This window comes from Pantoea sp. X-Soil-MYKO-1785 (genome assembly GCF_059730675.1).
This window is the reverse complement of the sequence record NZ_AP036000.1, coordinates 4,169,746-4,194,744: the sequence shown is the minus strand read 5'-3', so window position 1 is coordinate 4,194,744 and position 24,999 is coordinate 4,169,746. Positions and strand designations below refer to the sequence as shown.

At 56.1% G+C, this 24,999-nt stretch carries 17 protein-coding genes, 2 tRNA genes and 3 rRNA genes; 13 read left to right on the top strand and 9 right to left on the bottom strand.

Going from position 1 to position 24,999, the window contains the following annotated elements:
* Window positions 1-108: 108 nt before the first annotated feature.
* The 5 genes from mioC to ravA form a co-directional block, all read right to left on the bottom strand.
* The gene (gene mioC, locus AC6I8D_RS19895) at window positions 109-549 is read right to left on the bottom strand and encodes an FMN-binding protein MioC (RefSeq protein ID WP_312054960.1); all 441 of its coding nucleotides are present in this window, start codon (window positions 547-549) and stop codon (window positions 109-111) included.
* A 154-nt stretch (window positions 550-703) separates the two neighbouring features.
* On the bottom strand, window positions 704-1,165 hold the full coding sequence (asnC, locus tag AC6I8D_RS19890) for a transcriptional regulator AsnC (RefSeq protein ID WP_003849496.1): 462 nt from the start codon (window positions 1,163-1,165) through the stop codon (window positions 704-706).
* A 102-nt stretch (window positions 1,166-1,267) separates the two neighbouring features.
* A complete protein-coding gene (gene ovoA, locus AC6I8D_RS19885; RefSeq protein ID WP_497820632.1) occupies window positions 1,268-3,406 on the bottom strand; it encodes a 5-histidylcysteine sulfoxide synthase in 2,139 nt (712 codons plus the stop codon).
* A gap of 73 nt (window positions 3,407-3,479) precedes the next feature.
* The gene (gene viaA, locus AC6I8D_RS19880; protein WP_497820631.1) at window positions 3,480-4,940 is read right to left on the bottom strand and encodes an ATPase RavA stimulator ViaA; all 1,461 of its coding nucleotides are present in this window, start codon (window positions 4,938-4,940) and stop codon (window positions 3,480-3,482) included.
* The gene (gene ravA, locus AC6I8D_RS19875) at window positions 4,937-6,433 is read right to left on the bottom strand and encodes an ATPase RavA (RefSeq protein WP_312054965.1); all 1,497 of its coding nucleotides are present in this window, start codon (window positions 6,431-6,433) and stop codon (window positions 4,937-4,939) included. The genes viaA and ravA overlap by 4 nt, the downstream gene beginning before the upstream one ends.
* A 292-nt stretch (window positions 6,434-6,725) precedes the next feature.
* Here ravA and kup point away from each other — a divergent pair, with 292 nt between their 5' ends.
* Window positions 6,726-8,594, top strand: a complete 1,869-nt coding sequence (gene kup / locus AC6I8D_RS19870) for a low affinity potassium transporter Kup (protein ID WP_312054967.1) — start codon at window positions 6,726-6,728, stop codon at window positions 8,592-8,594.
* Window positions 8,595-8,624: 30 nt separating this feature from the next.
* Here kup and qseC read toward each other — a convergent pair whose 3' ends face one another.
* Window positions 8,625-9,968, bottom strand: coding sequence for a quorum sensing histidine kinase QseC (gene qseC / locus AC6I8D_RS19865; protein ID WP_312054969.1), 1,344 nt, complete (start codon window positions 9,966-9,968; stop codon window positions 8,625-8,627).
* On the bottom strand, window positions 9,956-10,627 hold the full coding sequence (qseB, locus tag AC6I8D_RS19860) for a quorum sensing response regulator transcription factor QseB (RefSeq protein WP_312759281.1): 672 nt from the start codon (window positions 10,625-10,627) through the stop codon (window positions 9,956-9,958). The genes qseC and qseB overlap by 13 nt, the downstream gene beginning before the upstream one ends.
* 162 nt (window positions 10,628-10,789) lie before the next feature.
* Between qseB and AC6I8D_RS19855 the strand changes: the two genes are divergently transcribed.
* The 7 genes from AC6I8D_RS19855 (at window position 10,790) to rbsR (ending at window position 17,168) form a co-directional block, all read left to right on the top strand.
* The gene (locus AC6I8D_RS19855) at window positions 10,790-11,191 is read left to right on the top strand and encodes a YgiW/YdeI family stress tolerance OB fold protein (RefSeq protein ID WP_312054972.1); all 402 of its coding nucleotides are present in this window, start codon (window positions 10,790-10,792) and stop codon (window positions 11,189-11,191) included.
* 182 nt (window positions 11,192-11,373) lie between these two features.
* Window positions 11,374-11,793, top strand: a complete 420-nt coding sequence (gene rbsD / locus AC6I8D_RS19850; RefSeq protein ID WP_312759144.1) for a D-ribose pyranase — start codon at window positions 11,374-11,376, stop codon at window positions 11,791-11,793.
* A 7-nt stretch (window positions 11,794-11,800) separates the two neighbouring features.
* Window positions 11,801-13,309 (top strand): ribose ABC transporter ATP-binding protein RbsA, encoded by a 1,509-nt coding sequence (rbsA, locus tag AC6I8D_RS19845; protein ID WP_312054974.1) that lies wholly within the window; start codon window positions 11,801-11,803, stop codon window positions 13,307-13,309.
* Entirely contained in the window at window positions 13,306-14,277 is a 972-nt protein-coding gene (gene rbsC, locus AC6I8D_RS19840; RefSeq protein ID WP_031376180.1) for a ribose ABC transporter permease, read from the top strand. Before rbsA ends, rbsC begins: the two co-directional genes overlap by 4 nt.
* 26 nt (window positions 14,278-14,303) lie before the next feature.
* Window positions 14,304-15,179, top strand: coding sequence for a ribose ABC transporter substrate-binding protein RbsB (gene rbsB, locus AC6I8D_RS19835; protein ID WP_031376181.1), 876 nt, complete (start codon window positions 14,304-14,306; stop codon window positions 15,177-15,179).
* 62 nt (window positions 15,180-15,241) lie between these two features.
* Window positions 15,242-16,171 carry a ribokinase gene (gene rbsK / locus AC6I8D_RS19830; protein ID WP_312054977.1) on the top strand — a complete coding sequence of 310 codons (930 nt, stop codon included), beginning with the start codon at window positions 15,242-15,244 and terminating at the stop codon, window positions 16,169-16,171.
* Window positions 16,172-16,184: 13 nt separating this feature from the next.
* A complete protein-coding gene (gene rbsR / locus AC6I8D_RS19825; protein ID WP_312054985.1) occupies window positions 16,185-17,168 on the top strand; it encodes a ribose operon transcriptional repressor RbsR in 984 nt (327 codons plus the stop codon).
* Here the strand turns inward: rbsR and mdtD are convergent.
* The gene (gene mdtD, locus AC6I8D_RS19820) at window positions 17,165-18,571 is read right to left on the bottom strand and encodes a multidrug transporter subunit MdtD (RefSeq protein ID WP_312054979.1); all 1,407 of its coding nucleotides are present in this window, start codon (window positions 18,569-18,571) and stop codon (window positions 17,165-17,167) included. The two genes, rbsR and mdtD, sit on opposite strands and share 4 nt — an antisense overlap.
* A 535-nt stretch (window positions 18,572-19,106) precedes the next feature.
* Here mdtD and AC6I8D_RS19815 point away from each other — a divergent pair.
* From AC6I8D_RS19815 to rrf, 5 genes are all read left to right on the top strand, one after another.
* Window positions 19,107-20,648 (top strand): 16S ribosomal RNA (locus AC6I8D_RS19815).
* 73 nt (window positions 20,649-20,721) lie between these two features.
* Window positions 20,722-20,798 (top strand) — tRNA-Ile (locus AC6I8D_RS19810).
* A gap of 142 nt (window positions 20,799-20,940) precedes the next feature.
* Window positions 20,941-21,016: transfer RNA gene (locus tag AC6I8D_RS19805), tRNA-Ala, on the top strand.
* Window positions 21,017-21,227: 211 nt separating this feature from the next.
* Window positions 21,228-24,132 (top strand): 23S ribosomal RNA (locus AC6I8D_RS19800).
* A 131-nt stretch (window positions 24,133-24,263) separates the two neighbouring features.
* Window positions 24,264-24,379: ribosomal RNA gene (gene rrf / locus AC6I8D_RS19795) — 5S ribosomal RNA — on the top strand.
* The 16S, 23S and 5S rRNA genes sit together here with 2 tRNA genes alongside, the layout of an rRNA operon.
* Window positions 24,380-24,474: 95 nt before the next feature.
* Here the strand turns inward: rrf and mobB are convergent.
* Window positions 24,475-24,999 carry a molybdopterin-guanine dinucleotide biosynthesis protein MobB gene (gene mobB, locus AC6I8D_RS19790; RefSeq protein WP_497820630.1) on the bottom strand — a complete coding sequence of 175 codons (525 nt, stop codon included), beginning with the start codon at window positions 24,997-24,999 and terminating at the stop codon, window positions 24,475-24,477.

The following is a 24,999-nucleotide window of genomic DNA, read 5'->3' as shown; positions in this document are numbered from 1 at the left end:
TTATACGCAGTAAAAGAGGGTAGTTATCCACAAAATAAACGGCTGCAAAAGGACAAAATCAGCATCTTCCACTGGGGATCGTCACTATTTCACGATCCCCGACCAGTCTCAGATCGCGTTTTTCCAGCCCATGACCCAGGCTTCAGCCGGATCTTCAGGGATCTCATGCTCAAGCACGTCGATTTCCAGTCGATCGCCAATCCGCTGCGCGCCCTGGGCGATCAACAGTGTCTCGATCTGACGAATCGCCCCGCAAAACAGGTCATATTCATGATTGCCGAGACCGACGGCACCAAACCGGACCTGAGAGAGATCGGGCTGGCTTTCACTGATGGCCTCGAACCAGGGTTGCAGATTATCCGGAATCTCACCTGCACCATGGGTTGAACAGACCACCAGCCAGATGCCTTCCTGCGGCACCTCATCCAGCGCCGGGCCGTGCAGCATCTGCGTTGAGAAGCCTGCGTCCTGTAATTTTTCTTCCAGATGCTCAGCAACATATTCGGCGCTGCCCAAGGTACTGCCACTGATTAAGGTAATATCGGCCATCTTGCTCTCCTGGACATTAAGGCGGGCATTGTACGCTGTGATCAAGCGGTGATCCACCTGTGGAAAACAGGGTTAATAGATCAGGAGAGGTGAACGCAGCCGTTGTCAGCCGCTGCATTCGTCCGGGATAAGGTTGTGCACAGGGGAAGTGCGATTAGGGCTTGATGGTCCGCATGATCGGGTTTTGCAGCGAGATCAGGGTTTCTGTTGATTGAATTTCATCAATGGTCTGGATCTTGTTGATCAGCACCTGCTGCAGGGCATCAATCGAGCGGCACATCACTTTTATAAAGATGCTGTAGTGGCCGGTGGTGTACCAGGCCTCCACCACCTCATCCAGCGCGTCCAGTTTGCTCAGCGCTGCTGGATAATCGCGGGCACTCTTCAGGATGATGCCGATAAAACAGCAGACATCAAAGCCCAGCTGGCGCGGATCGATGTCGACGCGGGTGCCCAGTATTATGCCGGCCTGCTTCATCTTCTCCACCCGCACATGGATGGTCCCCGGGCTGACATTAAACTGTTTTGCCAGTTCGGCGTAAGCGGTACGCGCGTTATCCAGCAGGGCATTCAGGATGCCGCGATCCAGGTTATCGAGCTGCAGATGTTCGGCCATGGCCATCCTCGTTAGGCTGCTTTGAATTGAACAAGGGAGAATGTGCAGCAAAAGCGTGATTCAGGCAACAACCGGCAGCGACGGGTGCCGCTGCCGGGTAACTTAGCGTTTACGCCAGACGGTAACCTGCGCCAGCGTGTGCTGGAATTTGCGCGCCGTTTCACGGATTACAAACGGCATCTCCTGCGGCGTATCCAGCAGTTCAAAGTCGGCCGCCAGCAGCCGATGCAGCGCCTGCAGCGTTGTCAGCGCCTCACCATTTTCGCGTATGCCGCCCAGCCAGTTCTCTTTAGGCGTGTACGCTTCCAGCCAGGTATAAGGTGAGGAGAGCAACAGGATACCGCCCGGACGCAGCATCGGCGTGACATCCTGCAGGAAGCGCGCGGGCTGGCGCAGGCGATCGATCAGGTTGGAGGCCAGCACCAGATCGTAGCGGGCGGGTTGCGGTTTGAGGTTACAGGCGTCGCCCTGCACAAACTGAATGCGCTGCGCCAGATCGCTCTCCAGCCCGAAATCTTTCAGGCGCACCTGGCGATACTCCACCAGATCGCCCTCCTGTGGTACGACGTAGCGGAAATCTTCGCCGCTGGTCAGCTGCAGCGCCACGTCAATAAAGCGCGCCGAGTAATCCATACCGGTAACGCGTTCAAAATGGCGGGCCAGCTCAAAACTGGCGCGTCCGGTGGCGCAGCCAATATCCAGCGCTTCAGCGTGTGACGTGGTGTAGTTCAGCGCCATTTTCACCAGGCTTTCGGCGTAATTATCGACCCCGAAATAGCGTGGGCCATACTGAAAATCGAGATACTGCGACACCATGGCGTCGGTTTCATACGGATTCAGCGTCATGCTTTCCTGATGGCGGGAGACCACGTAGCGGAAACCAGCGTGCTGGAAGAAATGACGGCGGAACGCATAGCGCGCCGATTTCAGCGCTTCGTTACCGGTCGAGATCCAGCTGCCGCCTTTAATCAGCGAGTGCTTGCCATCAAAGGTCGGGGTGGAAAAGTCATCATACAGTGGATGAACTTTAAAGTCTTCAAAGCCGTTGGTCGGCGTGGTGGTCCACTGCCAGACGTTACCGACGATATCGAAGAACTCGCCCTGGGCGAACAGATCGACCGGGCTGGAAGAGGCCCAGTACGCCAGATTGATATTGCCAGGTGCCCGATCCCACTGCGGCTGATCGCCGGCGACCTGTTCACGCAGCTGATACCACTCCGCTTCGCACGGCAGCTGAATAGCCATTCCGCTCTGGTCAGCTTTCCAGCGACAGAAGGCGGATGCTTCCAGCTGGTTCACTTCCGCTGGCCAGTCCCACGGCATCGCCACTTCTTCACACATCAGACGCAGCTTAAGCTGATCGGACATCGCGGGCGTGCCGACCCAAAATGTTGGCATCTCCGCCTCGGCAAACTGGCGCCAGCCCCAGCCTTCGTCATCCCACCAGCGGGCATCCTGATAGCCGCCTGCGCAGACAAATTCAAAAAACTCGGCGTTACTGACCAGCATTCTGCTGGCTTTGAACGGCTGCAGCGTGATCTGCTGGCGGCCATATTCGTTATCCCAGCCGTAGGTATCATCGGTTTTACCCAGCGTAACGCGGCCGCCCGGCATCGGCAGCAGGCTGTTGGCTGGCACATCCTGGCGCTGATGGCGCGCCAGCGGACAGACTGGCCAGGCCGGCTGCGGCGTCACCCAGTCAACCGGCAGCTGCCGGATCAGCACGCTGGAGGTTTCCAGGTGAATACGCTCATGCTCGATCCCCATCAGGATCACCCAGGCCGGGCTGTCCCACTGGATCGGCAAGCTCAGCGGCATTGTCTGGATCAGATCGCTGACCAGCGCTTTGACCCGACCACGATAGACGCGTACCTCGTCGATGGTTGGCCACTCATAGTGGCTGTCGTTGAGATCGTCCCAGCTCATCTCATCGACGCCAATCGCCATCATCGCTTCAATGCGATCGTCGAGGCGTGCCTCAATGTAGCGTCCGGCCATCAGCTTATTAATGTAGAAGGTGGCGGTATGACCAAAATAAAAGATTAGAGGATGACGCAGCGGAATGGCTTTGGTAAACCAGGCCTGCGAATCAGTCAGACAGGTAAACAGGCTTTCGTACTGCTCCCAGGTCTGGCGGAAGTAGGTCAGCAGTTCGGCACGTTTTTGTTCAATATTGTCGCCGGAGAGCAGTAAGGTTCGCGTCGGCGCAGGCAGATCGCAATGGGGGTGGACGGTCGTCACAGGGTGCTCCAGATTGCTGTGTGAAAAAATGGCAGTGATTCACTATAGCAAATAAGCATTTCTGCCTGATGACTTAGCGCCGCCAGTGGCGCAGCAGGCGGCTTTTCATGCCGGTATCGAAGCGCCAGATATGGTCGAAGATGCGCATAATACCGGGCTTTCCGTGGGTCGACATCGCCACGGCGTGAAAACGTTGCTGATTGTGTCGCTGGCGCTGTTTAATGGCGCCGATCACCTCTTCCGGCAGCCGCTGGGCGATAAAATCGGAGACAATCACCGCGTCCGCCTCCTGCCAGATCGCTCCTTCCATGCGCTTAACCACGGCCGAGAGACAGGCCGCCAGATCGGTGCCGCCGCGAAAACGCTGGCTAAGAAAGCGAATGGCCTGCTCAAGGCCATCATCACCGGTCAGCTCATAGCCAATCACCTCATGGGCGAACAGCATAATGTAGCAGCGACGACGATCGGCCAGCGCCACCTTCAGCAGTGCCAGGCAGAATGCTTTGGCGCAGCGCTCGTTGAACCCGCCCATCGAACCGGAGGTATCGACACAGACAATAAACGGTCCGCGCGGCTGCTCTTCATGATGCTGGTGGCTGACCGGCCGCTGGGTCACTTTTTCATGCCAGGCATCGCCCTGCAGCTTGTAGGTCAGCAGGCGTTTCTCTACCAGACGGCGATAAAATTCCAGCTCCAGCTCGCTGATGCTGAGCGCAGCCAGCTCTGGTGGCAGCAGGCGCAGTACATCATCGCTCTGATGAATACCGCTGACCTCTTCCGGTACCGCCGCCGGCTCGTGGACCAGCTGATGAAATGTCTCCAGCGGTGCATCCTGTGACGGCACCGATTTCGCTTCCCGGCTGCGGCCAAGCTGTTGTGCCAGCTTCAGCAGTTCCGGCTGCTGCGCCAGAAAATCACCGTACTGCAGCATCAGCTGGTAGTCGCCCGGCTGCAGCGACGTTTTACTCATGTCCCACAGCCGGCCTGCCGCCGCTTCATCATCGTCGCTCAGCATCGGTGCCAGCTGACCACTCAGCGCCATACGTTGCAGCAGTTCCGCCATCAGACGTTCGCGCTGCTGCTCCAGCAGCTGCTGATTCAGCGTCAGGGTTTGCAGCGTCAGGCTCAGCCGCCAGCGTTGTAAAAACAGCGTATGCTGCGCACTGCTGAGAGAGTGGATGTCGGTGTGTTGCAGTTGCCGGCGGGCTTCATCAATAAACGGTGAGGGCAGGCGTTCCAGCGTTTGTAGCGTGTCATCAAGCTGCTGGCTGAACTGACGATCGCTGAGCAGCTGCACCCGCTGGAACAGCTGAAACTCCTCCGCCAGCACGGCGGGTACCGGCGTGGCCTTCAGTTCAGCGTTGATTTCCGCTTTCCAGCGCGGCACATCGCGCAGCAGTGCATTTTTCAGGCCGGGAAATTTTTCAAAAAACAGCGCCAGTTGCGGCGACGCCAGCAGAGCGATAATCAACTCTTCAATCAGCTCCGTTTCGCCGATTGAGAGCAGCGTGCTGAGCGTCTCCAGTGAGATCATTTACGCGCCTGTTTCAGCTGTTCCGCTACATCCTGCAGGCTGGTCTCCACCCGCGCCAGCCAGTCATCGCTGATAAACAGGCAGCGCTGATGCTGACTGAACAGGTGACGCTGGCTGCGTAGCTCACTTTCCAGCGTATCCAGCGCCTCGATAATTTCGCCGGGCAGCTGGTCGCTATTACTGGCGCCAGGCAGCGTCAGGCGTGACGATTGCAGGCTGACGTCACGTATCGCCAGGCAGTGTTGTGCATCGACCTGCAAATCCAGCGTCTGCGCAAAGCCGATACCGTTGAGCTTGCCGCGTATCTCGCCGCCTTTTTGCAGCCACTGATGCAGGGCGTCGCGGGCGATCACCAGATGCGTGACCTGCATATCGTGCAGCGTCAGTGGATGTTGCAGCATCAGCGTCAGCTGATCGTCGGAGAGATTTTCCGGCAAATCGTAATAGGGTTTGCGGCTGAACATGCCGCTGTGCTTCTCCAGCGTGATCGCCTGCGCCATGCTCTGTTGCTGCTGTAAGGCCATCCGGCGCGTTTTGATCTGTTGCAGCCTGAGCAGCATTGGCTGCTGTTGCCAGGCATGCTGGGTCATTAACAGGTCGATTTCGCGTTCCAGCAGCTGCATTGAGGCAACATCGTGCCACAGGCAATCTTTCAGCAGGATCAGGTCGATCGGCGCGATGGCGTTGCGGCCGCTGTAAAAGGCGCTGGCCTGCAGCAGGTGAATGGCTTTTTTCCAGCGCCGGTCAGAAATGTAAGGGGCCGCTGGCTGACTCTCCAGCTGCTGACGCAGTTGGTAAATCAGTTCAAACACCGCATCGGGTAAACTGACCTGGCTGATGCCGAGCTGCCACTGGGCATACTCTTCATCGCTGATGCGCAGCGATTCGGCCACCGGATTAGCATTTTCATCCTGCTGATGCGTCAGCATGCTGCGGAAGTTCTGCTTTTCATGCACGTTGTCCAGCCATAAGCGGATCAGCATTCGGTCATACAGCGCTTCCAGACCGCTGTCGGCTTCCGGCAGTTCGTTGGAGGCGGTGACCAGCAGCCGCATCGGAATTTTTTCTTCGCTGTCGCCGTTGCGGAAGCGGCGTTCGTTAATCGCGGTCAGCAGGGTATTCAGAATGGCCGGACCGGCTTTCCAGATCTCATCGAGAAACACAATCTCCGCGTCGGGCAGATAGCCTTTGGTCAGGCGCTGATAGCGGCCCTCATCTTTGAGCGCCTGGATCGACAGCGGGCCAAACACCTCTTCCGGGGTGGAGAAACGGGTCATCAGGTATTCAAAGGCGCGGGCGTGCTGGAAGGCATATTTCAGGCGGCGGGCAATCAGACTCTTGGCAATGCCAGGCGGACCCAGCAGGAATACGCTTTCACCGCTGAGCGCGGCCAGCAGGCAAAGGCGAATGGCATGATGCCGTTCATACAGGCCTTTTTCTAACGCATTGCTGAGGCGAGAAATTCTTTCTGCCAAAAGATGGGGTTGAGCCATAATCACATCAATGTCCTTACGATCGTCGGGCCGCCGCGCTTAAGCAAGCGCCTTACTCTATAGATAATGATGCGTGAAAGCGTTGATAGCTGTCAGCTTTTTTGTTGCAGAAGATTCGGTTAACGGGAAAGCGGCCCTAAGCCGCGGTTTCTGAGGTAAAAACCGCCGCATTCCGCCGGTGGTCAGGTTAACCGGGGATAGGAATTTTTGGCAATACGTGCATACTGTGCGCTTTTTGATGGCTTGAGCGAGGGGTTTTTGCGCCTCTTAGACTCCAACAAAAGATAACTCTATGAGCTCGGATAATAAGCAGTCACTTGGTGGGCTAACGCTGGCCGCTATTGGTGTTGTCTATGGGGATATCGGCACCAGTCCGCTGTATACCTTGCGGGAATGCCTCTCCGGCCAGTTTGGCTTCGGCGTGGAACGCGGCGCGGTATTTGGTTTTCTGTCGCTGATTTTCTGGCTACTGGTGCTGGTGGTTTCACTGAAATACATCAGCTATGTCATGCGGGCCGACAATGCTGGCGAAGGGGGAATACTGACCCTGATGTCGCTGGCGGGCCGTCATACCGGTGCCCGCGCCACGGCGGTGCTGGTGATTATGGGCCTGATTGGCGGCAGCTTCTTCTATGGCGAAGTGGTGATCACCCCAGCGATTTCAGTGATGTCGGCGATAGAAGGTCTGGAAATTGCCGCGCCGTCGCTTGATCCCTTTATCGTGCCGCTGTCGATTGCGGTGCTGACGCTGCTGTTTGCGATTCAGAAACACGGAACCGGCATGGTCGGCAAGCTGTTTGCGCCGGTGATGCTGCTGTGGTTTCTGGTGCTGGCGATCCTCGGCGTTAACGGCATCATCAAGAACCCGGAAGTTCTTCAGGCGCTCAATCCTGCCTATGCGGTTAACTTCTTCCTGCAATACAAATCAGTCTCCTTCTTCGCGCTGGGCGCGGTGGTGCTGGCAATTACCGGCGTGGAAGCGCTGTATGCTGATATGGGCCACTTCGGTAAAATCCCGATCCGGCTGGCGTGGTTTTCAGTGGTGCTGCCGTCACTGGTGCTGAACTATTTTGGTCAGGGCGCGCTGCTGCTCAGCGATCCTAAAGCGATTAAGAACCCCTTTTTCCTGCTGGCACCCGACTGGGCGCTGATCCCAATGCTGATTCTGGCGACCCTGGCGACGGTCATCGCCTCGCAGGCGGTGATCTCCGGCGTCTTCTCGCTGACGCGTCAGGCGGTCCGGCTCGGGTATCTGCCCGGTATGCGGATCATTCATACCTCGGAGCGTGAATCGGGCCAGATTTATATTCCGATGATCAACTGGGTGCTCTATTTCGCGGTGCTGATTGTGATCATCAGCTTTGAACACTCCAGCAATCTGGCCGCGGCCTACGGCATTGCGGTGACCGGTACTATGGTGCTGACCTCGATTCTCTCCTGCACCGTGGCGATTAAAAACTGGCACTGGCACAAGCTGGCGGTTGGCGTGATCCTGCTGCTGATGCTGTTTATCGACGTGCCGCTGTTTACCGCGAACCTGGTTAAAATCTTCTCGGGTGGCTGGTTGCCGCTCTGCCTCGGCCTGGTGATGTTTATCATTATGACGACGTGGAAAAGCGAACGTTTCCGCCTGCTGCGTCGGATGCATGAGCACGGCAATTCACTGGAGGCGATGATTGCATCACTGGAGAAATCGCCGCCGGTGCGGGTGCCGGGCACCGCGGTCTATATGTCGCGCGCACTGAACGTGATCCCGTTTGCCATGCTGCATAACCTCAAGCACAACAAAGTGCTGCACGAACGGGTAGTGCTGCTGACGCTGCGTACTGAGGATGCGCCCTACGTGCACAATGTGCGGCGGGTGACGATTGAGCAGCTATCGCCGACCTTCTGGCGCGTGGTGGCCAGCTATGGCTGGCGCGAAACGCCGAACGTGGAGGAGATTTTCCACCGTTGTGGGCTGGAAGGGCTGAACTGCCGGATGATGGAGACCTCTTTCTTTATGTCGCATGAGTCGCTGATTATCGGCAAACGGCCGTGGTATCTGCGGCTGCGTGGCAAGCTGTTCCTAGCGTTGCAGCGCAATGCGTTACGCGCCCCGGACCAGTTTGAGATCCCGCCAAACCGGGTGATTGAGTTAGGCACTCAGGTCGAGATTTAACCTGTGCAACCCGCCTGACCGGTGGGTTTTTTATGACCAGCGCAGCGTTACGCACAATCCGCCGCCCGGGCGCTGGCTGAACGCCAGCTGCATCGCGTGCAGCTGAGCGATATTGCGCACAATCGATAATCCCAGCCCGCTGCCGCTTTTCTCCTGGCCGGGCGGTCGCCAGAAACGCTCGCCTAACCGTTGCCGATCGGCTTCACTCAGACCCTCTCCGTTATCCTCGACGGACAGGCTGTTGGCCGCGAGCCGCACATCCACTTCACTGCCGGCGGGAGTATAGCGAATCGCGTTATCCAGCAGGTTGCGTACCAGCAGCGAGAGCAACAGCGGATGGCCCTGAATTACTGGTTCAGCTTCCGCGTGCAGACGCAAGGTTACGCCAGCTTTATCCGCCAGCGGCAGTTGCGCCGCCAGCGTTTCCTGCAGCGTCTGTTTTAACGACACCGGTTCAAAGGCACTGCGGGCATCATCCGCTTCCACCCGCGACAGGGTAAGCAGCTGATCCACCAGCCGGGTGGCGCGCGTAATGCCGCTATCCAGCTGTTTCAGCGCATGGGTGCGCATCGCTTCATCGTCGACGGCCAGCTGGATCACTTCGCTTTGCACCTGCAACGCAGCCAGTGGACTGCGCAGCTCATGCGCGGCATCTGAGGTAAAACGCCGTTCACGTTGCATCATTGCATTGATGCGGCTGAACAGGCCGTTCAGCGCAAAAATTAGCGGCTGCACCTCTTTCGGCACCCGTTCGGCCTGCAAAGGAGTACCGTCATCCGGCGCTCGCTGCGCCAGTTGCGTAGCCAGCTGCTTTAACGGACGTAATTCCGACCAGACCAGGCCGATCAGCAGCAGCAGCATAAAAGGCAGGGCGATCAGCCAGGGTAATACGCTGGCCTGCATCAGATCACCGGCCATCTCATCGCGATATTCTCTCTCCTGGCCGACCACCACGCGGAACTGCTTGTCTGGCGTGGTCAGCCAGACAAAACGCCAGCGGTCATCATCATTAGTGAGCTGGCCATCATGAAACCCCTGGTAGTCCGCCTCAAACGGCAGGTATCTGCCATTATCGCCATCGTTGAGCACCTGCCGGCCATCAGGGGTGAAGACAGCAAATGCCAGCGCGTCATCATCCTGATCGCCACGGTGGTGCCGCAGCAGCTGTCGGGTTTTTGGCAGTGACGGCGCGTCAAGCGAGGCGTAATCGAGGGTCAGCAGGCGCTTGGCCAGCAGCATCTGCTGGGTGTCGAACAGCTCGTTAATGGTGTCTCGCGTCTGATGCCAGGCACTGAGGCTGGCACTGGCCCAGCAGATGCCCAGCAGCAGCACAAAACCGATGCCAAGCCGCAGAAACAGACTTATCGATCGCATTCTGTCGCTCCAAGGGTGTAGCCGACGCCGTGCAGCGTGCGGATAAACTGGCTGCCGAGTTTCTTACGCAGATGATGAATATGCACTTCCACCGCATTGCTGGAGACATCGGCGTCCCAGCTATACAGTTTTTCTTCCAGCTGGCTGCGGGTCAGCACCCGTCCAGGGTTGCGCATAAACAGCTCCAGCAGCGCCAGCTCGCGGCTTTTCAGCTCTATCGGCTGGCCGTCGCAGGTGACGCTGTGGCTGTCGGGCTTCAGTACCACGTTGCCATGACGCAGCTCCGGTTGCAGCTGACCATGCCGGCGGCGGATCAGCGCCTGTAAGCGGGCTGCCACTTCGGTCAGGGCGAACGGTTTGCAGAGATAATCATCCGCACCCATCTGCAGCCCTTCGACTCGCTGATCGAGCGCATCGCGCGCCGTCAGGATCAGCACCGGCACATCCTGCCCTTGCTGACGCCACTGTCGCAGGATATCCAGCCCGTCCCGTTCGGGCAGAGACAGATCGAGGATCACCGCATCCCACGGCGCGGCGTTTAATGCCTGAAATCCGGCCTCGCCGGAGGTAAACCAGTCGACGCTAAATCCCAGCTTACCCAGTCCCGCTTTAATCCCGTCGCCAATTAAGCGATCGTCTTCTATCAGTAAAATACGCATCATTTCTCCCGGCGGTGATAGCGCTTTATACGAAGCAGACAGCCGCTTGTACAGCGCATTTCGGCGAAAATGGCTTATTTTTGCTTCTTAAGAAGCTGTTAAGAACCTTATGGTCAACTAGGCTCAACAAAACGAAACACATCATGGAAACGAGGTGACAAAATGAAAAAGCACGCTGCAATTTTAGCTGTCGTTATGCTGGCTTCTGCCCCGGTTTTTGCTGCTCAGCAAGGCGGCTTCGTCGACCCCAACGCCCCGGCGGCACAGGTTCAGAGCCGACAGGGCGGCTTTAGCGCTGACCACACCAGTGTGGTGACGGTGAAGCAGGCAGAAGAGATGAAGGATGACAGCTGGATTACCGTACGCGGTAAGCTGGAAAAACAGATCGGCGATGAAGATTATCTGTTCCGCGATCAGACCGGTACCATGAAAGTCGAGATCGACCATAAGCACTGGAACGGCCAGACTATCTCGCCAAAAGATACCGTTGAACTGACCGGTGAGCTGGATAAAGATTTCAACAGCATCGAAATGGACGTTAAACAGGTGAAGAAACTGCCTTAAACGTCCAGCCCGGGACCGCATCAGCGGTCCTTTTTTCTGCCCTGCTGCCCGCCTTAATTCAAATTTTCCGCCGCATAAGCGAAACGTTTCGATAGCGATCACAAATTTCAGCTTCGCCGATTGAGTTGCTGGCGGCTTTTCATACACTCCTGTCAGCGAAACGTTTCGCTGTGGAGTGAAAAATGAAAAAAGGTCGCTTGTTAAACGCTGAACTCTCTCACGTGATTGCCCGTCTGGGTCACACTGATACGCTGACGATTGCCGACGCCGGTTTGCCGATCCCGGCAGGACCGCAACGCATCGATTTAGCCCTGATACCGGGTACGCCCGATTTTATCGAGGTGGTTAAGGCCGTCACGCTTGAGATGCAGGTAGAAAGCGCCCTGATTGCGGAGGAGATTAAGCAGCACAATCCGCCGCTCCATCGCGCACTGCTCGCCGTGCTCGAAGCCTTGCAACAGCACCAGGGGAATAGCATCACCATCCGCTACACCAGCCATGAACAATTCAAACAACAAACGCAACGCAGTCAGGCGGTCATTCGCAGCGGAGAGTGTTCTCCGTTTGCGAATGTCATCCTGAGCGCCGGTGTGACCTTCTGAGGCCGCTATGCAACCTTTACTGCAGCTCAACGGCATTGAAAAATCGTTCCCTGGGGTAAAAGCCCTGAAGGGTGCTTCGCTGAATGTCCGGGCAGGACGCGTTATGGCGCTGGTGGGTGAAAACGGTGCCGGCAAATCCACCATGATGAAAGTGCTGACCGGAATTTATCAGTTCGACGCCGGTTCGCTGCACTGGCTCGGCCAGGAGACCCGCTTCAATGGCCCTAAAGCGTCACAGGAAGCGGGCATCGGCATTATTCATCAGGAACTGAACCTGATCCCTCAGTTAACCGTGGCGGAGAATATATTTCTCGGTCGCGAATTTGTTAACCGTTTTGGCCGCATCCAGTGGACGCGCATGTATGCCGAAGCGGATGCGTTGCTTAAGCGGCTTAATCTGCGCTTCAACAGCCACAAGCTGGTCGGCGATCTGTCGATTGGCGATCAGCAAATGGTCGAAATTGCCAAAGTGCTGAGCTTTGAGTCGCAGGTGATCATCATGGATGAGCCGACCGATGCGCTGACGGATACCGAAACGCTGTCGCTGTTTCGGGTGATCAACGAACTGAAAGCGCAGGGCTGCGGCATCGTCTATATCTCACATCGTATGAAAGAGATCTTTGAGATCTGCGATGACGTCACGGTGTTCCGTGACGGCCAGTTTATTGCCGAGCGTCCGGTCAGCGAACTGACCGAAGAGAGCCTGATCGAAATGATGGTCGGTCGCAAACTGGAAGATCAGTATCCTCATCTGGATCAGGCGCCAGGCGAGGTGCGGCTGAAAGTCGACAACGTCAGCGGTCCCGGCGTGCACAACGTCAGCTTCAGCCTGCGCAAAGGTGAAATTCTGGGCATCTCCGGACTGATGGGCGCGGGCCGTACCGAACTGATGAAAGTGCTGTATGGCGCGTTGCCGCGCTATCAGGGCAGCCTGTGGCTCAGCGGTCGGGAAGTGGTGACGCGTTCGCCACAGGATGGGCTGGCTAACGGCATCGTCTATATCTCGGAAGACCGTAAGCGTGACGGCCTGGTGCTGGGCATGTCGGTCAAAGAGAACATGTCGCTGACCGCGCTGCGCTATTTCAGTCATGGCGGCGGCACGCTGAAGCATGCGGCTGAGCAGCTGGCGGTGGGTGACTTTATCCGGCTGTTCAACGTGAAAACCCCCTCTATGGCTCAGCCGATCGGGCTGCTTTCCGGCGGCAATCAGCAGAAAGTGGCGATTGCCCGCGGCCTGATGACCCGTCCCAACGTGCTGATTCTTGATGAGCCGACCCGTGGCGTCGATGTTGGCGCGAAAAAAGAGATCTACCAGCTGATTAACCAGTTTAAAGCCGAAGGGCTGAGCATCATCCTGGTCTCTTCTGAAATGCCGGAAGTATTAGGAATGAGTGACCGCATCCTGGTGATGCATGAAGGCCGTTTAAGCGGCGAATTTACCCGTGAAGAAGCCACTCAGGAGAGCCTGATGGCCGCCGCCGTAGGCAAGCAACACAGCGAGGATTTAGTGGTATGACGACCCAATCTTTACCTGCCAGCCGCCGCTGGTTTAGCAAAAGCTGGTTACTGGAACAAAAGTCGCTGATTGCGCTGATGGTGTTAATTGCCGTGGTGGCGAGTCAGAGCCCGAACTTCTTTACCGTAGCCAACCTGTTCAACATTCTGCAGCAGACTTCGGTGAACGCCATTATGGCGGTCGGCATGACGCTGGTGATTCTGACCTCGGGTATCGATCTCTCGGTGGGCTCGCTGCTGGCGCTGACCGGGGCGGTAGGCGCGTCGCTGGTTGGCATGGAAGTGAATGCGCTGGTGGCCGTGGCGGCGTCTCTGGCGCTCGGCGCAGCGATCGGTGCGCTGACCGGCACCATCGTGGCGCGCGGTAAGGTGCAGGCATTTATCGCCACGCTGGTGATGATGCTGTTGTTGCGCGGCGTCACCATGGTCTACACCGACGGCAGCCCAATCAGCACCGGGTTTAATGCCAACGCCGATCTGCTGGGCTGGTTTGGTATTGGTCGTCCGCTGGGTATTCCTGCGCCGGTATGGCTGATGGCGCTGGTGTTTATCGCCGCCTGGTACATGCTGCACCACACCCGCCTCGGCCGCTACATCTATGCGCTGGGTGGCAACGAAGCCGCGACTCGCCTCTCCGGTATCAATGTTAATCGCGTCAAGGTCATCGTCTATTCACTGAGTGGCATGCTGGCCGCGCTGGCGGGCACCATTGAGGTGGCGCGTCTCTCCTCAGCGCAGCCAACGGCCGGTACTGGCTATGAGCTGGATGCAATTGCCGCCGTGGTGCTGGGCGGTACCAGCCTGGCGGGCGGTAAAGGACGTATTGTCGGCACGCTGATTGGTGCGCTGATCCTCGGTTTCCTTAATAACGGCCTGAACCTGATGGGCGTCTCTTCGTACTACCAGATGATCGTTAAAGCGGTGGTAATCCTGCTGGCGGTGCTGGTGGATAATAAAAGCAGTAAATAACTCTGACCTTTACACAGGATGAAATGATGAAAAAGTTAACCGCACTGGCCATGATCCTTGGCGCGACGCTCAGTACCAGCGCCATGGCAAAAGAGACCATCGCGCTGGTGGTATCGACCCTCAATAACCCGTTCTTTGTTTCACTGAAAGAGGGCGCACAAAAAGAAGCCGACAAACTGGGTTACAACCTGGTAGTGCTGGATTCGCAGAATAACCCGGCGAAAGAGTTAGCGAACGTGCAGGATCTGACGGTGCGCGGCACCAAACTGCTGCTGATCAACCCAACCGATTCTGATGCGGTCGGCAACGCAGTGAAGATGGCTAACCAGGCCAACATCCCGGTCATTACCCTGGACCGCGTGGCCGCGCAGGGCACGGTGGTCAGCCACGTCGCCTCTGATAACCGTTTCGGCGGGAAAATGGCCGGTGACTTCATCGCTAAAAAAGTCGGCGAAAGCGCCAAAATTATTGAACTGCAGGGCATTGCCGGCACCTCCGCAGCCCGTGAACGTGGCGAAGGATTCAAACAGGCTGCTGATGCCCACAAGTTCCAGATCCTTGCCAGCCAGCCGGCTGACTTTGATCGCACTAAAGGGCTGAACGTGATGCAGAACCTGCTGCAGGCCCACCCGGATGTGCAGGCGGTGTTTGCGCAGAATGATGAAATGGCGCTGGGTGCACTGCGTGCGCTGCAGACCGCCGGTAAAACCGATGTGATCGTGGTGGGGTTTGACGGCACCGCTGATGGCGTGAAAGCGGTAGAAGGTGGCAAACTGTCTGCGACCGTGGCACAGATGCCAGACAAAATTGGCATGATCGGCGTTGATACCGCTGATAAAGTGCTGAAGGGTGAAAAAGTGAAGGCGATCAACCCGGTCGACCTGAAGCTGGTCACTCAATAACTCAAAGAAAAGCAGGGCACTGCGCCACCCTCCCGGTGGCGCACTTATTCCGGACTCCCCTAATGAGCAAAAACGCAAAACTGGCCGTTCTTGGCAGCATCAACGCTGACCACATCCTTAATCTGGCGCACTTTCCTCGTCCCGGTGAAACGGTGATCGGGCAGAATTATCAGATTGCGTTTGGCGGTAAAGGTGCCAATCAGGCCGTGGCTGCAGGGCGTGCTGGCGCGGATATCGCTTTTATCGCCTGTGTGGGCGCGGATGACATTGGCGAACGTATTCGTCAGCAGCTGGCTCGCGACAATATTGATACTGCCCCGCTAGAAGTGGTGGCGGGCGAGTCGACCGGGGTGGCGATGATTTTCGTCAACCGTGAAGGCGAGAACAATATCGGCATTTATTCAGGCGCTAACGCCGCGTTAACGCCGGACTGTGTGGCACGTCATCAACAGGTGATCGCCGAAGCTGATGCGCTACTGATGCAGCTGGAGTCTCCACTGGAAAGTGTGCTGGCGGCGGCGCGTTTCGCCAGAGAGCAACAGACTCAGGTGATCCTCAACCCGGCACCGGCTACGCCGCTCTCCGATGAACTGCTGGCGTTGATCGACATTATTACGCCGAATGAAACCGAGGCGGAAATCCTGACCGGGATTGCCGTTCACAACGATCAGGATGCGGCCCGGGCTGCGGCGGCACTGCATGCCAAAGGCATCGATACCGTACTGATTACGCTGGGCCGGCGCGGTGTCTGGCTGAGTGAACAGGGCCAGGGGCAGCGCATTCCGGGCTTTAGCGTTAAGGCGATTGATACCATTGCCGCGGGCGATACCTTTAATGGTGCCTTTATTACCGCGCGACTGGAGCAGAAACCGATGCAGGATGCGGTGCGCTTTGCGCATGCCGCTGCGGCTATCGCCGTAACCCGATCCGGCGCGCAGCCCTCCGTGCCGTGGCGCGCGGAGATCGATGACTTTTTGCAGCAGCAGGATTAAGCGCTTGGCCACCATGAAAGATGTCGCTCGCCTGGCGGGTGTCTCTACCTCCACCGTCTCGCACGTCATCAACAATAATCGCTTTGTCAGCGAGGGCGTTCGGGAGAAAGTTGAACAGGCGATCCGCAGTCTAAACTACGCTCCCTCGGCGCTGGCGCGCAGCCTGAAGATTAACCAGACCCACACCATCGGCATGCTGCTGACCACCAGTAGCAACCCGTTTTATGCAGAAGTGGTGCGCGGCGTCGAGGACAGCTGCTATCAGCGTGGCTATAGCCTGATCCTGTGTAATACCGCCGGTGATGAGGAACGGATGAATCGTAGCCTCGAAACGCTGATGCAAAAGCGCGTCGATGGACTGCTGATGATGTGTACCGAAAGTCATCTGCCGTCAGCGGACATTCTGAACCGTTATCCCTCTATCCCGACGGTGATGATGGACTGGGCGCCGTTTGAAGGTCGCGGCGACATCATTCAGGACAATGCGCTGCTGGGCGGTGAGCTGGCGACCCAGCACCTGATCGATAGCGGCTATACCCGCATCGCTTGTATCGCCGGTCCGCAGGATAAAACCACCGCGCGGATGCGGCTGGAAGGGTTTCACAATGCGATGGCGAAAAGCGGTCTGGAGGTGTTGCCGGGTTATGTGGTCAACGGTGACTTTGAATTTCAGGGCGGTTACAACGGGATGATTGAGCTGCTGGCGCTGGAAACGGTGCCGCAGGCGGTCTTCACCAGTAACGATGCGATGGCGGTTGGGGTTTATCATGCGTTATATCAGGCGGGATTACAGATTCCGCAGGATGTCGCTGTGATGGGTTATGACGATATTGAGCTGGCGCGTTACCTTTCGCCGCCGCTGAGTACCATTCATCAACCTAAAGATGAACTGGGCGAACTGGCGATTGATACCTTAATCCATCGCCTGCGCGATCCCGACGCCAGCCAGCAGACGCTGGTACTGACGCCGGAGCTGGTGGCGCGGGGCTCAGCTTAAGCCGTTTTCTTCTTTTTCTTATCGCGGTTGGTGATCAGATTCCGCCCGTCGCCGTTTTTCAGCAGCATAAAGGTCAGCGCTGACAGCACCGTTACCACGCCCATGGTCAGAAACGTTGCGTGGAACTGTGCAACGGTGCTGGTTTCAAATTCCTGATAGAAGCGCAGGACGGCGGCGCTTACCGCGACCCCAAAACTGATCGCTAACTGCTGTGTCACGGCCAGCACGCTGTTACCCCCGCTGGCGTTATCGTCATTCAGGTCGGCGAGGGTAATGGTATTCATCGCGGTGAACTGGGTCGACATCGCCATGCCGAGAATAAACAGCGGCAGTAATAACAGGATCATGCCTTCCTCTGGCGACTGCAGAGAGAAGGTGGCAATCAGAATGCCAATAATCACGGTAATAGCGACCAGCAGACGGCGATAGCCTAACCAGCGCAGCAGCTGTGTCACCGTCGACTTGGCCAGTATCGACCCCACCGCGGTAGGGGCCATCATACAACCGGCGATAATTGCCGAGTAGCCAAAGCCCACCTGCAACATCAGCGGCATCAGGAACGGCACGCAGCCGGTGCCCAGACGAGAAGCGATATTGCCGATGATGCCTACCGAGAAAGTGCGGGTTTTAAACATCGGCAGATTAATCAGCGGAGAGGGATGGCGGCGCGCGTGCACTATATAAAGAAGCAGCAGAACGATCCCGCCGAGTAATACCCCGCCAGCCAGCCAGGCTGACACAATACGCTCACCAAACAGTTCAATCCCTGTTGAGATCATCACCAGACCCAGACCAAACAGTATAAAGCCGAAGAAATCGAAGCGGCGTTTCGGCGTGGTGAAGTCCGGCATATATTTGCGGGCATAGACGATGCCGAGTATGCCGATAGGAATATTAATCAGGAAGATCCAGTGCCAGGTGGCATAGGTCACCAGCACACCGCCAAGCAGCGGACCGAGTATCGGCCCGACCAGTCCCGGCATGGTGACAAAGTTGAGCACCGGCAGCAGTTCGCTGCGCGGATAAGCACGCAACAGCGCCAGGCGCGCAACCGGCATCATCATGGCGCCGCCCACCCCCTGTACGATGCGTGAGGTCACCAGCACAGAGAGGGTGGGTGACAGGGCGCAGGCCAGCGAACCAAGCGTGAACAGCGAGACCGCAGCGATAAACACCCTGCGGGTGCCATAGCGATCGGCAAGCCAGCCGCTGACCGGGATCAGCATTGCCACAGTCAGGGTATAACTGATTACAGCGGATTGCATGGCCAGAGGAGAACGTTCGAGGCTGGTGGCGATAGCGGGCAGAGCGGTGTTGAGAATGGTGGCATCCAGTGCCTGCATGAAAAATGCCATGGCAGCAATCCATGGCAAACCGGCCATGCTGCGCGCGGATTTTATCATTGAGCGTCCTTCTTAGAGTTATCCAGCGAGAAGAATGAAAAAGAATAGCACCGCCAGCGCAACGCGGCAGGCCTGTTTTTATCGCTTTACCGGGATTTCTGCGCGTTATTCGATCATCAAATGGTGCTTTTTAATACGTTCGTTTAAAAAAAACGCGCTTAGAAAATTTATTTAAAGAAACGCTTGTCAGCCTCCGGAAACTCCCTATAATGCGCCTCCACTGACACGGAACACCGGCTTACGGAGAGACGGGTCAGCAGGCACAGGAGACTGCGCCGCCGGAGAAAAGCTTCTGAAAAAGAAGTTGACTCTGAGGGAGGAAAGCGTAATATACGCCTCCTCGCGACAGACGGTTAACCCGCTGTTCGCGCTGCTCTTTAACAATTTATCAGACAATCTGTGTGGGCACTCGCAGGATTGATATCAGCGTCTCCGGACGTAAAAAATATCAAGTCTCACGAGTGAACACATAATGAAATTCATTATGACGTTTTACAGATGAGCACCGCTTAACTTGTTTAAGCAAATCAAACTTAAATTGAAGAGTTTGATCATGGCTCAGATTGAACGCTGGCGGCAGGCCTAACACATGCAAGTCGGACGGTAGCACAGAGGAGCTTGCTCCTTGGGTGACGAGTGGCGGACGGGTGAGTAATGTCTGGGGATCTGCCCGATAGAGGGGGATAACCACTGGAAACGGTGGCTAATACCGCATAACGTCGCAAGACCAAAGAGGGGGACCTTCGGGCCTCTCACTATCGGATGAACCCAGATGGGATTAGCTAGTAGGCGGGGTAATGGCCCACCTAGGCGACGATCCCTAGCTGGTCTGAGAGGATGACCAGCCACACTGGAACTGAGACACGGTCCAGACTCCTACGGGAGGCAGCAGTGGGGAATATTGCACAATGGGCGCAAGCCTGATGCAGCCATGCCGCGTGTATGAAGAAGGCCTTCGGGTTGTAAAGTACTTTCAGCGGGGAGGAAGGCGATGCGGTTAATAACCGCGTCGATTGACGTTACCCGCAGAAGAAGCACCGGCTAACTCCGTGCCAGCAGCCGCGGTAATACGGAGGGTGCAAGCGTTAATCGGAATTACTGGGCGTAAAGCGCACGCAGGCGGTCTGTTAAGTCAGATGTGAAATCCCCGGGCTTAACCTGGGAACTGCATTTGAAACTGGCAGGCTTGAGTCTCGTAGAGGGGGGTAGAATTCCAGGTGTAGCGGTGAAATGCGTAGAGATCTGGAGGAATACCGGTGGCGAAGGCGGCCCCCTGGACGAAGACTGACGCTCAGGTGCGAAAGCGTGGGGAGCAAACAGGATTAGATACCCTGGTAGTCCACGCCGTAAACGATGTCGACTTGGAGGTTGTTCCCTTGAGGAGTGGCTTCCGGAGCTAACGCGTTAAGTCGACCGCCTGGGGAGTACGGCCGCAAGGTTAAAACTCAAATGAATTGACGGGGGCCCGCACAAGCGGTGGAGCATGTGGTTTAATTCGATGCAACGCGAAGAACCTTACCTACTCTTGACATCCAGCGAACTTGGCAGAGATGCCTTGGTGCCTTCGGGAACGCTGAGACAGGTGCTGCATGGCTGTCGTCAGCTCGTGTTGTGAAATGTTGGGTTAAGTCCCGCAACGAGCGCAACCCTTATCCTTTGTTGCCAGCGATTCGGTCGGGAACTCAAAGGAGACTGCCGGTGATAAACCGGAGGAAGGTGGGGATGACGTCAAGTCATCATGGCCCTTACGAGTAGGGCTACACACGTGCTACAATGGCGCATACAAAGAGAAGCGACCTCGCGAGAGCAAGCGGACCTCACAAAGTGCGTCGTAGTCCGGATCGGAGTCTGCAACTCGACTCCGTGAAGTCGGAATCGCTAGTAATCGTGGATCAGAATGCCACGGTGAATACGTTCCCGGGCCTTGTACACACCGCCCGTCACACCATGGGAGTGGGTTGCAAAAGAAGTAGGTAGCTTAACCTTCGGGAGGGCGCTTACCACTTTGTGATTCATGACTGGGGTGAAGTCGTAACAAGGTAACCGTAGGGGAACCTGCGGTTGGATCACCTCCTTACCTGAAGATACCTTCCCGCGAAGTGCTCACACAGATTGTCTGATAAAAAGTAACGAGCAGAAAAAACCTCTACAGGCTTGTAGCTCAGGTGGTTAGAGCGCACCCCTGATAAGGGTGAGGTCGGTGGTTCAAGTCCACTCAGGCCTACCAAATTCGCACTCATGCTGCGTTATGTTTCCGGCTCGCATAGTTCACTATGCTGCGCGAAAACATGCCTTGCCTGAGCACGAATTACATTTCTTACGGAATGTACTCGGTTGAGTGGTAGTAGTGGTCTCTGCAGTAACTGTATGGGGCTATAGCTCAGCTGGGAGAGCGCCTGCCTTGCACGCAGGAGGTCAGCGGTTCGATCCCGCTTAGCTCCACCATACCGCTTTACTGTTTTTTCTGAAAAAATACTTCAGAGCGTACCGGCAACGGTGTGCTGCGAAGTATTATGCTCTTTAACAATCCGGAACAAGCTGAAAATTGAAACGACGCAGCGCGTTATTCCTCCGTAATAGGGAATAACAAGGCGATGCGTTCGAGTCTCTCAAATGCTTGCAACACGCAGCGTTGAAAAACGCCTGTGGGTTGTGAGGTTAAGCGACTAAGCGTACACGGTGGATGCCCTGGCAGTCAGAGGCGATGAAGGACGTGCTAATCTGCGTAAAGCGACGGTAAGGTGATATGAACCGCTACAGCCGTCGATGTCCGAATGGGGAAACCCGGTGCACTCAGTGCATCATTGCAGCATGAATACATAGTGCTGCAAGGCGAACCGGGGGAACTGAAACATCTAAGTACCCCGAGGAAAAGAAATCAACCGAGATTCCCCCAGTAGCGGCGAGCGAACGGGGAGCAGCCCAGAGCCTGAATCAGCTTGTGTGTTAGTGGAAGCGTCTGGAAAGTCGCAGGGTACAGGGTGATACTCCCGTACACAAAAACACACAGGCTGTGAGCTCGATGAGTAAGGCGGGACACGTGGTATCCTGTCTGAATATGGGGGGACCATCCTCCAAGGCTAAATACTCCTGACTGACCGATAGTGAACCAGTACCGTGAGGGAAAGGCGAAAAGAACCCCGGCGAGGGGAGTGAAACAGAACCTGAAACCGTGTACGTACAAGCAGTGGGAGCCTCTTTATGGGGTGACTGCGTACCTTTTGTATAATGGGTCAGCGACTTATATTCTGTAGCAAGGTTAACCGTATAGGGGAGCCGCAGGGAAACCGAGTCTTAACTGGGCGTTAAGTTGCAGGGTATAGACCCGAAACCCGGTGATCTAGCCATGGGCAGGTTGAAGGTTGGGTAACACTAACTGGAGGACCGAACCGACTAATGTTGAAAAATTAGCGGATGACCTGTGGCTGGGGGTGAAAGGCCAATCAAACCGGGAGATAGCTGGTTCTCCCCGAAAGCTATTTAGGTAGCGCCTCGTGAACTCATCTTCGGGGGTAGAGCACTGTTTCGGCTAGGGGGCCATCCCGGCTTACCAACCCGATGCAAACTGCGAATACCGAAGAATGTTATCACGGGAGACACACGGCGGGTGCTAACGTCCGTCGTGAAGAGGGAAACAACCCAGACCGCCAGCTAAGGTCCCAAAGTCATGGTTAAGTGGGAAACGATGTGGGAAGGCACAGACAGCCAGGATGTTGGCTTAGAAGCAGCCATCATTTAAAGAAAGCGTAATAGCTCACTGGTCGAGTCGGCCTGCGCGGAAGATGTAACGGGGCTAAACCATGCACCGAAGCTGCGGCAGCGACACTTATGTGTTGTTGGGTAGGGGAGCGTTCTGTAAGCCGTCGAAGGTGTGCTGTGAGGCATGCTGGAGGTATCAGAAGTGCGAATGCTGACATAAGTAACGATAAAGCGGGTGAAAAGCCCGCTCGCCGGAAGACCAAGGGTTCCTGTTCAACGTTAATCGGAGCAGGGTGAGTCGACCCCTAAGGCGAGGCCGAAAGGCGTAGTCGATGGGAAACAGGTTAATATTCCTGTACTTGGTGTTACTGCGAAGGGGGGACGGAGAAGGCTATATCAGCCGGGCGACGGTTGTCCCGGTTTAAGCGTGTAGGTGTGTGTTCCAGGCAAATCCGGTTCACTTTACACTGAGGCGTGACGACGAGGCACTACGGTGCTGAAGTGATAAATGCCCTGCTTCCAGGAAAAGCCTCTAAGCATCAGGTAACACAAAATCGTACCCCAAACCGACACAGGTGGTCAGGTAGAGAATACCAAGGCGCTTGAGAGAACTCGGGTGAAGGAACTAGGCAAAATGGTGCCGTAACTTCGGGAGAAGGCACGCTGGCGCGTAGGTGGAGGGACCTGCTCCCCGAGCCGAAGCCAGTCGAAGATACCAGCTGGCTGCAACTGTTTATTAAAAACACAGCACTGTGCAAACACGAAAGTGGACGTATACGGTGTGACGCCTGCCCGGTGCCGGAAGGTTAATTGATGGGGTTATCCGTAAGGAGAAGCTCTTGATCGAAGCCCCGGTAAACGGCGGCCGTAACTATAACGGTCCTAAGGTAGCGAAATTCCTTGTCGGGTAAGTTCCGACCTGCACGAATGGCGTAATGATGGCCAGGCTGTCTCCACCCGAGACTCAGTGAAATTGAACTCGCTGTGAAGATGCAGTGTACCCGCGGCAAGACGGAAAGACCCCGTGAACCTTTACTACAGCTTGACACTGAACATTGAGCCTTGATGTGTAGGATAGGTGGGAGGCTTTGAAGCGCGGACGCCAGTCCGCGTGGAGCCAACCTTGAAATACCACCCTTTAATGTTTGATGTTCTAACGTGGCCCCGTGATCCGGGGTGCGGACAGTGTCTGGTGGGTAGTTTGACTGGGGCGGTCTCCTCCTAAAGCGTAACGGAGGAGCACGAAGGTCAGCTAATCACGGTCGGACATCGTGAGGTTAGTGCAATGGCATAAGCTGGCTTGACTGCGAGAGTGACGGCTCGAGCAGGTGCGAAAGCAGGTCATAGTGATCCGGTGGTTCTGAATGGAAGGGCCATCGCTCAACGGATAAAAGGTACTCCGGGGATAACAGGCTGATACCGCCCAAGAGTTCATATCGACGGCGGTGTTTGGCACCTCGATGTCGGCTCATCACATCCTGGGGCTGAAGTAGGTCCCAAGGGTACGGCTGTTCGCCGTTTAAAGTGGTACGCGAGCTGGGTTTAGAACGTCGTGAGACAGTTCGGTCCCTATCTGCCGTGGGCGCTGGAGAATTGAGGGGGGTTGCTCCTAGTACGAGAGGACCGGAGTGAACGCACCACTGGTGTTCGGGTTGTCATGCCAATGGCATTGCCCGGTAGCTAAGTGCGGAAAAGATAAGTGCTGAAAGCATCTAAGCACGAAACTTGCCCCGAGATGAGTTCTCCCTGACCCTTTAAGGGTCCTGAAGGGACGTTGAAGACGACGACGTTGATAGGCCGGGTGTGTAAGCGCAGCGATGCGTTGAGCTAACCGGTACTAATGACCCGTGAGGCTTAACCTTACAACGCCAGAGGCGTTTTTGAGGGACAGATTTTCAGCTTGTTACCGGATAAAAATTAGCGGGAACGAAGGATTCTGCGGCATGGCAGCACGGCCATGACGTAAAAGATTCGTTCCGTGCACCAAGATTTGCCTGGCGGCTGTAGCGCGGTGGTCCCACCTGACCCCATGCCGAACTCAGAAGTGAAACGCCGTAGCGCCGATGGTAGTGTGGGGTCTCCCCATGCGAGAGTAGGGAACTGCCAGGCATCAAACAAGTGAAGAAGCCCCGCACGGAAGTGCGGGGTTTTTTTACGTCTGCAGATCGCTGAAATTTTTGCTGAAACGCTACAAAAAACGCGGATCAACGAGCTTTTAGCCAGTCTGCAATGAACGCCGCAATCACTACCGGCTGGTTTAAATCCAGTACCGGCACCGACAATGCAGACAATGCAGACAATGCAAGAGTCTGATCGCTGGCGACGGCTATCACCTGTTCATCCAGCAATTCGTCTATACCCCCTTTGATACCGGCGCGCCACAACACAATTTTTGGCACAGCCTCATTTTTGAATCCTTCCACCAGCACCAGATCCAGGAGAGACTGTTCCATCCGGCTCACCAGATAATGCAGATCAATGCGCTCTTCATCGGGTGTTTCACACATTAATGCCCAGCGCTGGGAACTGGCTACGATAACCTGATTCGCTCCGGCTTTTCGAAGGAGATAGCTGTCTTTGCCGGGTGTATCCACCTCCATCTGATGATGGGTATGCTTGATCAAACCACTGCGAATACCCTGATGGCTAAGAATTGGTATAACTTGCTGTAAAAGCGTTGTTTTTCCGGTTCCACTCCAGCCGGTGATAGCCAGTAAAGGTAGCGACAT